This is a genomic window from Rhodopseudomonas parapalustris (genome assembly GCF_053772255.1).
The window spans coordinates 41,777-53,733 of record NZ_JAMKBZ010000003.1 but is presented as its reverse complement, the minus strand read 5'-3'; the positions used below and the strand labels follow the sequence as shown (position 1 = coordinate 53,733).

Here is an 11,957-nt window from a genome sequence, read left to right as displayed (position 1 = left end):
AAGCAATCCAGTTTCGAGTCCAGAGCTGGATTGCTTCGTCGCTTCGCTCCTCGCAATGACGAGTGGGTAGGTCGAGGCCTTATAGATTACTCTCCGTGATCGCGCTGTACACTAGGGTACGGAGTTCGCGGCGGATCGGATAGACGCTGGAGGGGATGAGCTGGGTCATGAAGATCGTGATCAGCTCTTCGGCCGGATCGATCCAGAACGCGGTCGAGGCCGCGCCGCCCCAATAGAATTCGCCGGCCGAGCCCGGCAACAGCGTCAGCGCCGGGTTCATGTTGACGGCGAAGCCGAGCCCGAAGCCGATGCCGGCATTGGTGGCTTCGGAGAACATCGACAGCGACATCTGGGTGAGGTCGCGGTTGCCGGGCAAATGATTGCTGGTCATCAGCTTCAGCGTCTTCGGCCCGAGCAGGCGGACGCCGTCGAGTTCGCCGCCATTCAGAAGCGCGCGGCAGAAGGTGAGATAATCGGCGGTGGTCGACACCAGCCCGCCGCCGCCGGAGATCAGCGCTGGCGGGCTCAGGAAGCTCGAGGTCTGCGGATCGTCCGACAGCGTCATGCCGCCTTTGCCGTCGGCGGTGTAGCAGGCGGCGAGCCGCTGCGCTTTCGCGGGCGGCACGTAGAAGTCGGTGTCGGTCATGCCGAGCGGATCGAGAATGCGCTGCTTGACGAATTGCTCGAACGGCATGCCGCTGATCTTCTGCACGATGTAGCCGACGATGTCGGTCGACACCGAGTAATTCCACGCCTCTCCGGGCGAGAATTCCAGCGGGATCTGCGCCAGATCGGCGATCCAGGAATCCAGCGTGCCTGCCTTTTCGAACGCGCCGATGCCCTTGTCGCGATAGGCGGCGTCGACATTGGTGCGGTTCTGGAAGCCGTAAGTCAGGCCGGAGGTGTGGCGCAGCAGGTCGACCACCTGCATCGGCCGCGCCGGCGGCTTGGTCAGGAAATAGGGCGGAATGCCGGCCTGGAACACGCCGAGACCCGCCCATTGCGGAATGTACTTCGCCACAGGGTCGTCGAGCTGGACCCGGCCTTCCTCGAACAGCATCATCAGCGCCACCGAGGTGATTGGCTTGGTCATCGAATAGATGCGGAAGATGGTGTCGTCGCGCACCGCGACCTTGCGTTCGACATCGGCGAAGCCGAGCGACGAGTGGTAGACAATCTGGCCGCGACGAAACACCAGCGTTTGGGTGCCGGGCAGCTTGCCGGGATCGAGATAGAGCCGCTGCAGATGATCGTCGATGCGGCGCAGCGCGGTCTCCGACATCCCGGCACTGGTGGCCGAACCGATCGCCGGCGGTGCGGATTGGGCTGGTGCGGTCTGGCTGGGCATCGCTTCGCTCCTGAACTTTCGCGGATCGTCCGGTTGACGGTCCCGGATTCGTGTCGTCTCGCTCGGGCGCCTGTGATATCGGAAAATCGCAAGGTGTTCTATCGGCGTGGCGCGGAGATGTGGTCGTTTCGCCTCTCGCGCATAGCGGACTTCCGCGTCCGCGCTTACCATGGCGGGAAGCATGGTGTACCGTCGCCGCCTCTCCAACGACATCTGAGCGGGACATGCCTCAATTCGACGAGACCGACCTCACCGAGGCGGTCGTCAAGAGCTTCGACGAAACCCCCGATCCGCGCATGAAGCTGCTGATGCGCGAGCTGGTGCGCTCGCTGCACGATTATGTCCGCCGCACCGGCTTGACCTTCGAGGAATGGGAGAAGGCGATCGATTTTCTCACTCGGACCGGGCAGAAATGCACGGCGAGCCGCCAGGAATTCATCCTGCTGTCGGACGTGCTCGGGGTGTCGATGCTGGTCGATGCCGTCAATCACCGCGACCGCGCAGGCGCGACGCAAACCACTGTGCTCGGGCCGTTCTATGTCGGAGAGCACAAGCAGGTGCCGTCCGGCGCCGATATTTCCGAAGGGGTCGACGGCGAGCAGATGTATGTCGAGGCCCGTGTCACCGATCTCGACGGGGCGCCGATTGCGCAGGCGGCGGTCGACGTCTGGCACGCCGACGACGACGGCTTCTACGATTCCCAGAAGCCGGGCTATGCCGATCGCGGGCCGTCGCTGCGGGCACGGTTCACCACCGACGCCGACGGCCGGTTTTCGTTCCACACCATATTGCCGTGCAGCTATCCGATCCCGATCGACGGTCCGGTCGGCGACCTGATCCTGGCGGCGCGGCGCCACCCGATGCGGCCGGCGCATGTCCATTTCCTGATCAGCGCCCCTGGCTTCGAGCCGCTGGTCACCCATGTTTTCATCGAAGGTGATAAATATCTCGAATCCGATGTGGTATTCGGGGTCAAGGACGAGCTGATCTCGAACGTGGAATTGCGCGAGGATTCGGTGTTGCCCGATGGCCGTGCGGCGTCGGGGCCGTGGCATTTGATGACCTACGAATTCCGGCTGAAGCCGGGCCAAGGCGCCGCGCCGCGGCCGATGATGGCGGCCAGCACGGCGTGATCGTGATGGGAGTGGATGGTGACTGGGGACACGCGCAGATTCGGCTCCGGAGGGCCGAACCTCGCGCCGATCGGGCAGGGCACTTGGTATATCGACCGGGGTGACCGCGCGACGGCGATCGCCGCGCTGCGGCGCGGCTTGGATCTCGGCTTGACGCATATCGACACCGCCGAGATGTATGGCGACGCCGAGCCGCTGGTCGCCGAGGCGATCGCCGGCCGCCGCGACGAGGTGTTCCTGGTTTCGAAGGTGCTGCCGAGCAACGCCTCACGCCGGGGCACCATCGCTGCCTGCGAGCGGTCGCTGGCGCGGCTCGGCACCGACCGGCTCGACTGCTATCTGCTGCATTGGCGCGGCCACTATCAGCTCGGCGAGACCGTCGCGGCGTTTGAAGAGCTGGTCGCCGCCGGTAAGATCCTGTCCTGGGGCGTCAGCAATTTCGACACGGGCGATTTGCGCGAACTGCACCGGATCGCCGGCGACGGCAGGATCGCCTGTAATCAGGTGCTGTATCACCTGCATGAACGTGCGATCGAGCACGCGGTGATCCCCTGGTGCGAGGCGCACGGCGTCGCGGTGACCGCCTATTCGCCGTTCGGGCACAACGAGTTTCCGTCGCCGCGCAGCGAAGCCGGGCGGCTGCTGCAACAGATCGCCGATCATCATGGCGCGACGCCCCGCCAGGTCGCGCTCGCGTTCCTGACCCGGCGGCGCTCGGTGTTTGCGATCCCGAAAGCCGGCAACCCGGTTCACGCCGCCGACAATGCGGCGGCGACGGCACTGCGGCTCGGCGACGATGAGATCGCCGCGATCGACCAGGCCTGTCCGCTGGGGCCGGAGCCGGCCAGCCTGCCGATGCTGTGAGATGCGGCGGCGGGGCGAGCCGCCGCATGACCGAGCCGCGATTTCCGCACTTGTGCCGGCGCGGCGAACATCGTTTTGTCGGATTGTTAGTTGATGGGACTGCGTCGTTCGGAGGCGTCCCGTTCGCTCGCATTCCACAGCATTCTTTTTCGAAACGGCTCGGACCTTGACCGTCACTTCGCCAAGCAACGACGCCGTGCGCCGGCTCACCCATCGTCACGCTGATCATCCGCTGCGCGGCATCGCGCTGATCATCGGCTCGACGGTGTTTCTGGCCTGTTCCGATACGCTGGCGAAGTATCTCGGCCGGACTCTGCCGCCGGTCGAGATCGGCTGGATCCGGTTTCTGGTGTTCCTGCTGATCATGATTCCGGTGGCGCTCGCCTCCAAGGAATCGCCGCTGCGCTCGGTGCGTCCGAAATTGCAGGTGCTGCGGGCGCTGGCCCTGGTGGCGTCGTCGGTACTGTTCATCACCGGCCTGCAGTTTCTCCCGATCGCCGAGGCTTCCGCGACCTCGTTCGTGGCGCCTCTGTTCGTCACCGCGCTGTCGATCCCGCTGCTCAGCGAGCACGTCGGCATCCGGCGCTGGGTGGCGACGCTGGTCGGCCTGATCGGTGTGCTGATCGTGATCCGGCCGGGCTCGGCCGCGTTCAATCCGGCGGTCGTGCTGCCGATCCTGTCGGCGCTGGGCTGGGCGCTGACGCTGACTCTCACCCGGATGATCAGCGGCGCCGATCGCGCCATCGTCACGATGTCGTTTTCCGCGCTGGTCGGCTTCATCGCTTTGAGTATGGCGGTGCCGTTCGTGTGGGTGACGCCGAGCTGGCACGACATCGGCATCGGCCTGCTGGTCGGGCTGGCCTCGACGATGGGGCAGTGGGTGGTGGTGCTGGCCTATCGCTATGCCGATGCCTCGGTGCTGGCGCCGTTCACCTACAGCCAACTGGTCTGGGTGACGGTGCTCGGTCTCGGCGTGTTCGGCGAGGTGCCGGACCTGTGGACCTTCGTGGGTGCCGCGGTGATCATCGGCAGCGGCATCTACACGGCGCATCGCGAGCGGCTGCGCCGGAAGCAGGTCGCAATGCCGGCGGAGCCATATCCCAGCCCGTGAGTGGATGCCGCGCGATCGTGATGCGTTCGACTTCTCATTGGTGTTGATGGTTTAATGCACGCATTAGTATTCACTGGATGCTGATTATCAGGCTGGATTTCGACGATCGGTCGTCGCGCGGCCGGTAATTATGTGGCCGCCTTAATCAATGCGAAAAGCCACGGCGTCAGACTGCGAGGCGACAGCAGTTCTGAAAGACGCATGACCCAATATCTCTCCGCACTCGATGCCCACGGTTGGTGGATGGTGGCTCTGGCCGCGGTATTGTGTTTGCTCGGCGCCGTCGCGACCTGTCGTGCGCTACGTCGCATCCGGACTGCCGACAGACGCGGCCACCGGAGCTGGATCGTGGCGACCGGTTGTTCCGTTGCGGCGATCGCCGCAGGCGCCACCGTGATGCTGTTGTTGCTCGCCGCTGCGGAGATGTCGGCGATGCGCACTCTCGCGCTGGCGTTGATGGCGGCTGCTGTCGCAGCAATGGCGGCGCTCGCGTCGATTGCGATGTGGCTGAATTCGATCGCCCGCCGCAGCCATCACCTGACGCTGGCCGAGCGCGACATCATCGTCGATGCGCTGGTGAGTGACGATTCGCTCGGCCTCAATCTGTTCGGTGCCAGCGGCCGGTTGCAGCTCTGGAACGAAGCGTTTCTCGACCTCTACGCGATTCCGCCCGGCCAGTTGGCGGCCGGGCAGAAACTCAAGGACGTTCGCCGCATCCTTCGCGCGGCTGGCAACGAGGTGCTGGAACCAAGTCAGATCGACGAATTGAAGATCGTTGCGATGAGCGGCGGCCCAGCCCGCACCGTTGTCGAGTTGCGTGGCGGCCGGCACATCAGGATGAGCCTGCAGGCGCTGCCCAACGGCGGCTGGCTGTCCAGACACGAGGACGTCAGCGACCGCCAGCAAGCCGAGCAGCGCTTCGCCTATCTGGCGCTGCACGATATCGCCACCGGCCTGCCGAACCGTGCCGCGTTCAACGAGCGCATCGTTGAGAATCTCGGTGTCGCACGCAGCAGCGGCGCCAGCTTCGCGGTGATCAAGCTCGGCATCGACCGCTTCAAGGAAATCAACGACGTATTCGGACAGACCACCGGCGACGCGGTGCTGGCGGAGATGGCCCGCCGCCTTGCCGAGGTCTGCCATTGGGGTTTCCTGGCGCGTCCGGGCGGCGATGAATTCTCGATCGTTACCCCGCCCGATGTCGCGGAGGAGGCGATCCCGGAAGTCTGCCGGCAGGTGCAGCAACTGTGCGATATCGAGTTCGACATCGACGGTCATCGCATCCGCATCGGCGCGACCGCCGGCGTCAGCGTCTATCCGCGCGACGGCGACGACGCCGATCAGCTCGTCGCTCATGCCGACGTCGCGCTCTACCGCGCCAAGACCGAGCAGCGTGGCACGGTGCGCCTGTTCGAGCCGGCGATGGATCTGCAGATCCGCGAGAAGCGCGCGCTCCAGCGCGAACTCGCAGTCGCGCTGGAGCGGCGGCAGTTCGAAATCCACTATCAGCCGCAGGCCGACACCTCCGGCGAGATCGTCGGCTTCGAGGCACTGTTGCGCTGGCGCCATCCGGAGCGCGGCATGGTGTCGCCGGCGCTGTTCGTGCCGCTGGCGGAAGAAACTGGGCAGATCGGTCCGATCGACGAATGGGTGCTGCGCAGCGTCTGCGCCGAGGCGGCTTCATGGGCGAAGCCGCTGGCCATCGCTGTCAACTTCTCGCCACTCGATTTTCGCCGTTTCGACGTGCCGGCGCTGATTCTGCAGATCCTGCTGGAAACCGGGCTGGAGGCGTCGCGCCTCGAGATCGAGATCACCGAAGGCGTGCTGATCGACGATTTCGCCGGGGCGATCGCGATCCTGCGCAAGATCAAGAATCTCGGCGTGCGCATTGCGATGGACGATTTCGGCGCCGGCTATTCGTCTCTGTCGTATCTGCAGTCGTTTCCGTTCGACAAGATCAAGATCGATCAGGCCTTCACCCGTAAGCTCGAGACCAACCCGGAATCGGCAGCGATCGTCGAGGCGATCCTCAGCCTGGCGCGCACGCTGAAACTGCCGGTGATCGCCGAAGGCGTCGAGACCGAGAAGCAGCTCGCCTTCCTGGCACGCGCCGGCTGCGACGAGGTGCAGGGCTATCTGATCGGCAGGCCGCAACCGATTGCGCATTACCGCGACCTGATCGACGGCAAATCCGCGCGTCCGGCGGAGCTGGCGAAGGCTGGTTGATGCTGCGTCGCAGCAGGATTCTCGGAATTTCCGCCAAGTGGTAGAAGATCGTGCTCGCTGCACTGCGCACACGCGCAATTGTGCGAGGACGCCTTGCTACGCTCGCGCCGGTGATTTTATATGCCGTTCCCGCATATGGCGGTGGTCCTCATCCGGGCCGCTCGCGCCGAGGCGACGGCCTTGCGCAGTGGCGCCGATCCCGAACTTACTCACCACCAACCACCCGCGATTAAGCAAGAGGTTCCGATGGTCAACCGCATGCAGTTCTACATCGATGGCGCCTGGGTCGATCCCGTCGTCAAGAAGTCGACGCCGGTCGTCAATCCCGCCACCGAAGAGGCTATGTATGAGGTTGCGCTCGGCTCCAAGGCCGACGTCGACAAGGCCGTTGCCGCCGCCAAGCGCGCGTTCGAGACGTTCTCGGTGACCAGCCGCGAGGAGCGCGTCGCGCTGCTCGAGAAGATCATCGCGGTCTACAAGAGCCGGATGAAGGAGATCGGCGCTGCGGTCTCCGACGAGATGGGCGCACCGCTGCCGATGGCGGAAAAGATGCAGGCTGGCGCAGGCCTCGGTCACATCATGTCGACCCTCGACGTGCTGAAGAATTATCAGTTCGAGGAGCCGATGGGCTCGGCGATGATCGTGCGCGAGCCGATCGGTGTGATCGGCATGATCACGCCGTGGAATTGGCCGCTCAATCAGATCGCCTGCAAGGTCGCGCCGGCGATCGCGGCCGGCTGCACCATGGTGCTGAAGCCGAGCGAATTCACGCCGAGCTCGGCGCTGATCTTCGCCGAGATCCTGCACGAAGCGGGCGTGCCGAAGGGTGTGTTCAACCTCGTCAACGGCCTCGGCCCCGAGGTCGGCGCGGCGATGAGCGAGCATCCGGACATCGACATGATCTCGTTCACCGGCTCGACCCGCGCCGGCATCGACGTCGCCCAGCGCGCCGCCCCGACGGTCAAGCGCGTCAGCCAGGAGCTCGGCGGCAAGTCGCCGAACGTGATCCTGGAAGACGCCGACCTGACCAAGGCGGTGACTGGTGGCGTGATGCACATGTTCAATAATTCCGGCCAGTCGTGCAACGCGCCGAGCCGGATGATCGTGCCGCTGTCGAAGATGAAGGAGGTCGCGACGATCGCCAAGGGCGTCGCCGAGAAGACCAAGGCGGGCGATCCGCGCGCCGAAGGCACCACCATCGGTCCGGTGGTCAACCGCACTCAGTGGGACAAGATCCAGGCGCTGATCAACAAGGGCATCGAAGAGGGCGCCACCCTGGTCGCCGGCGGCCCGGGCTTGCCGGAAGGCGTCAACAAGGGCTTCTACGTTCGCCCGACGGTGTTCGCCGACGTCACCAAGAACATGACCATCGCGCGCGAGGAAATCTTCGGGCCGGTGCTGGTGATAATGGGCGCCAAGGACGAGGACGAGGCGGTCGAGCTCGCCAACGACACGCCCTACGGCCTGGCCGGTTACGTCTCGGCCGGGTCGGTCGACCGCGCCCGCGCGGTCGGTCGCAAGATCCGCGCCGGCAACGTCAACCTGCAGGGCGTGCCGAACGAACGCACCGCGCCGTTCGGCGGCTACAAGCAGTCGGGCAACGGCCGCGAATGGGGCAAGTTCGGCTTCGAAGAATATCTCGAGGTCAAGGCGATCGCTGGCTTCAACGCCGCATAACGTCGGACAAGTCCTTTCCCTAACAACTTCAGCGCCGGAACGGTCGTTCGTTCCGGCGCTTTGTATTTGTACGCCATAGCAAGCTGGACAGGCGCGGTCGCGCCGGTAGTCGACCGAGTAGGCGCTGCGTTACGCGGCAGCTAGAAACGTCGCGTCAGTCGCGTGAATCGGAGGCGCGGGCCGATGCGTTTCTTGGCCGCTCGCAGCAGAGGCTCTTCATGTCCTCGTTGGTCACCAATGAGCATCGAAAGCAGTTTCTCTCGATCGCATTCGGAGGAATCGCTGTCTTTGTCGCGCTCTGCGTCGCGGCAATGATTGCGTGACTCGCCGATCGAGGGTCAATCTGCGTTTTCCCAGGCTTGTTTCCATGTTCGCAATTGCATCGGTTCGGTGAGCGAACCCGGCGTCGCGAACCGATGGATCGATTTGTCGTGTTTCGCTTAATGGCCGATTCAGTTTAGCGGTAACGACCAAAATCGGGTTCTGCCGCCGTTTAGAAATTCCCGCCATGGTCCCGGTCGATCGTGTGAGCGAATTCGGGAACGACGCGGCGGGCTTCGATATGATGATCGATTATCTTCACAGCCGCATCGCCGCCGCACGCCGCGTGATGTCGTCCACTGCTGGATTGATCGGTTCCGATTACACGACCGAAGAGCAGGCGTGGGAAATGCTGGAAGGGCTTTTCAGCCCGTTCGCACATGCCCTGACTGCGACGGCGATCGCGATCACCGCGTGGTACAATTGGTATTCGTACGATTCTCTGGCTTCATTTGCCGCAGTTGCTGTCGTCGGGCCGACATTGTTGCTGCGTCTGTTTCTGGCCCGCCGCTTTCGCATGCGTGGACCGGATGCGCGGGTCTCGAACTGGATTCGCCTGTTCGCGATCATGAGCTTCGTCGCGGCGCTCGGCTGGGGCTCAAGTCTGTCGATCCTGATCTTCACCACCCAAGGGTTGCCCTTGTTCGCGGTCTTTGCGCTGATCTGTGCGCCGGTTCAGGGCGCCAGCGCGCGCGCTTATGCGATGCCATCCGTCGTCATCCTCCATATCAGCATTGTTCTGGGGCTGGTCGGCATCGCGACGACGGCGTTCGGGATCGCTATCGCCATCCCGTTCTGCGCGCTCTATTTATGGTACCAGATCAGCTTCGTCATGGAGCTCGTCGCGCTGCGTCGGAAAATGCTGAAAAACGACTACGATCGGCGTCGATTGCTGACCCAGGTGACCCACTACAATGCGAATCTCGCATCGCTGAACACCCAGCTTTCGGCATTCGCACTCACCGACGGTCTCACCGGCGTCGGTAACCGGCGTGATTTCGACAACAAGCTGGAGCGCTGCCTGAAGTGCCAGGCCAGCGGCGGTGCAGCGCTGGCCCTGCTTCTGATCGATGTCGATCACTTCAAACGGTTCAACGACACTTATGGGCATTTGATCGGCGACCAATGCCTGAAACTGGTGGCGAACACGATCAGAAGCGTCGCCAGCAGGAGTGACGATTTTGTCGCGCGTTATGGCGGGGAAGAATTCGCCGCGATCTTGCCGGTGATGGATGCGGCTACTGCACTGGTGATGGCGGAACGCATCCGGCGCGCGGTCGAAATGATGGATCTCGCCGATCTGCCGAAATTGGACGAGCGGCCGACGGTGAGTATCGGCGTCGGCGTCGCCTTTTCCGGAACGCCGACGCTGCCGCATACGTTGATCGAAGCCGCCGACAATGCTCTGTATTTGGCCAAGCAGAGCGGCCGCAACTGCGTCAAACACGGCGTTGCCACCCGCCCGACGCTGCGCCATATGGCCTAACGTCGCTCCAGCCTGAGCCGCATGCCGATTGACAGAGAAATGCGGCAGTTCGTAACTGGCCGAAACGGGCACAGGACGACAGAATGGCCGATGGATTGCGCAAAGGACTGACTGCTTACGGCGACGCCGGATTCTCGCTGTTTCTCCGCAAGGCCTTCATCAAGGCGATGGGCTATTCCGACGACGCGCTCGACCGTCCGATCGTCGGCATCACCAACACCCACAGCGACTATAACCCCTGCCACGGCAACGCGCCGCAGATCATCGAGGCGGTGAAGCGCGGCGTGATGCTGGCCGGCGCGATGCCGATGGTGTTTCCGACCATCTCGATCGCCGAGAGTTTCGCACATCCAACCTCGATGTATCTGCGCAACCTGATGGCGATGGACACCGAGGAGATGATCCGCGCCCAGCCGATGGACGCGGTGGTGGTGATCGGCGGCTGCGACAAGACGCTGCCGGCGCAGGTGATGGCAGCGGTGTCGGCCGATCTGCCGACGGTGGTGATCCCGGTCGGACCGATGGTGGTGGGGCATCACAAGGGCGAGGTGCTGGGGGCCTGCACCGACTGCCGGCGGTTATGGGGCAAGTATCGCGCCGGTGAGATCGACGATGTCGAGATCGAGGCGGTCAACGGTCGGCTGGCGCCGTCGGTCGGCACCTGCATGGTGATGGGCACGGCCTCGACGATGGCCTGCATGATCGAGGCGATGGGTCTGTCCCTGCCGATGAGCGCGACGATTCCGGCGCCGCATGCCGAGCGGTTTCGCTCCGCCGAGGCCTCCGGCCGCGTCGCCGCCGCGATGGCCAAGGCCAAGGGGCCGCGACCGAGCGAAATCCTGACGCCGGCCGCGTTCCGCAATGCCCAGGTGGTGCTGCAGGCGATCGGAGGTTCGACCAACGGGCTGATCCATCTCACCGCGATCGCCGGCCGCGTGCCGCACCGCATCGATCTCGACTCGTTCGATGCGATCGGTCGCAAGGTGCCGGTGCTGGTCGATCTGAAGCCATCCGGCGCGCACTACATGGAGCATTTTCATCACGCCGGCGGTGTGCCGAAGCTGATGGCGCAGCTCGGGGATTTGATCGAGCTCGACGCCAGCACCGTGACCGGGGCGGCGCTGCGTGAGGTCGTGGCGCAGGCGGAGGATGTGCCGGGGCAGGATGTAATCCGGTCGCGCGACAATCCGATCCGCGGCGAGGGCGGGCTCGCGGTGCTACACGGCAACCTGGCGCCGCGCGGCGCGCTGATCAAACACGCCGCCGCGTCGCCCGGCCTGCTGCAGCACACCGGCCGCGCGGTGGTGTTCGAGACGCTTGAGGACATGGCGCGGCGGATCGACGATCCCGATCTCTACGTTGCCGCGGAAGACGTGCTGGTGCTGCGCAATGCCGGGCCGAAAGGGGCGCCGGGCATGCCCGAAGCCGGCTATCTGCCGATCCCGCTGAAGTTGGCGCGGGCAGGGGTGAAGGACATGGTGCGGATTTCCGACGCGCGGATGAGCGGCACCGCGTTCGGCACCATCGTGCTGCACATCACGCCGGAGAGCGCCGAGGGCGGGCCGCTGGCGCTGGTGCAGACCGGCGACCGCATCGCGCTCGATGTCGCGGCGCGCCGGATCGATCTATTGGTCGACGACGCCGAACTCGAGCGCCGCCGTGCAGCCTTGCCGGCGACCGCCGCGACGCGGCCGGAGCGCGGCTACGCACAACTGTTTCACGATGCGGTGCTGCAGGCGGACGATGGCTGCGACTTCGACTTCCTCACCGCGGCGGGGCGCCGCGCGTAGT

At 64.6% G+C, this 11,957-nt stretch carries 8 protein-coding genes; 7 read left to right on the top strand and 1 reads right to left on the bottom strand.

What is annotated here, in order from left to right:
- Nucleotides 1-79: 79 nt before the first annotated feature.
- Entirely contained in the window at nucleotides 80-1,348 is a 1,269-nt protein-coding gene (locus M9H71_RS03735) for a serine hydrolase domain-containing protein (RefSeq protein WP_455403752.1), read from the bottom strand.
- 224 nt (nucleotides 1,349-1,572) lie between these two features.
- On the opposite strand from M9H71_RS03735, the gene M9H71_RS03730 reads away from it, so the two are divergent.
- From M9H71_RS03730 to M9H71_RS03700, 7 genes are all read left to right on the top strand, one after another.
- Complete coding sequence (locus M9H71_RS03730) at nucleotides 1,573-2,481, top strand: intradiol ring-cleavage dioxygenase (protein WP_455403751.1); 909 nt, start codon at nucleotides 1,573-1,575, stop codon at nucleotides 2,479-2,481.
- A gap of 18 nt (nucleotides 2,482-2,499) precedes the next feature.
- On the top strand, nucleotides 2,500-3,345 hold the full coding sequence (locus M9H71_RS03725; protein ID WP_455403750.1) for an aldo/keto reductase: 846 nt from the start codon (nucleotides 2,500-2,502) through the stop codon (nucleotides 3,343-3,345).
- A 166-nt stretch (nucleotides 3,346-3,511) separates the two neighbouring features.
- A complete protein-coding gene (locus M9H71_RS03720; protein WP_455403749.1) occupies nucleotides 3,512-4,456 on the top strand; it encodes a DMT family transporter in 945 nt (314 codons plus the stop codon).
- A 201-nt stretch (nucleotides 4,457-4,657) separates the two neighbouring features.
- On the top strand, nucleotides 4,658-6,682 hold the full coding sequence (locus tag M9H71_RS03715; RefSeq protein WP_455403748.1) for a putative bifunctional diguanylate cyclase/phosphodiesterase: 2,025 nt from the start codon (nucleotides 4,658-4,660) through the stop codon (nucleotides 6,680-6,682).
- A gap of 246 nt (nucleotides 6,683-6,928) precedes the next feature.
- Nucleotides 6,929-8,359 carry an aldehyde dehydrogenase family protein gene (locus M9H71_RS03710; protein WP_455403747.1) on the top strand — a complete coding sequence of 477 codons (1,431 nt, stop codon included), beginning with the start codon at nucleotides 6,929-6,931 and terminating at the stop codon, nucleotides 8,357-8,359.
- Between the two features lie 508 nt (nucleotides 8,360-8,867).
- Nucleotides 8,868-10,166: a diguanylate cyclase gene (locus M9H71_RS03705; RefSeq protein ID WP_455403746.1), complete on the top strand. Its 1,299-nt coding sequence runs from the start codon at nucleotides 8,868-8,870 to the stop codon at nucleotides 10,164-10,166.
- 83 nt (nucleotides 10,167-10,249) lie between these two features.
- On the top strand, nucleotides 10,250-11,956 hold the full coding sequence (locus M9H71_RS03700) for an IlvD/Edd family dehydratase (RefSeq protein ID WP_455403745.1): 1,707 nt from the start codon (nucleotides 10,250-10,252) through the stop codon (nucleotides 11,954-11,956).
- Nucleotide 11,957 lies beyond the last annotated feature (1 nt).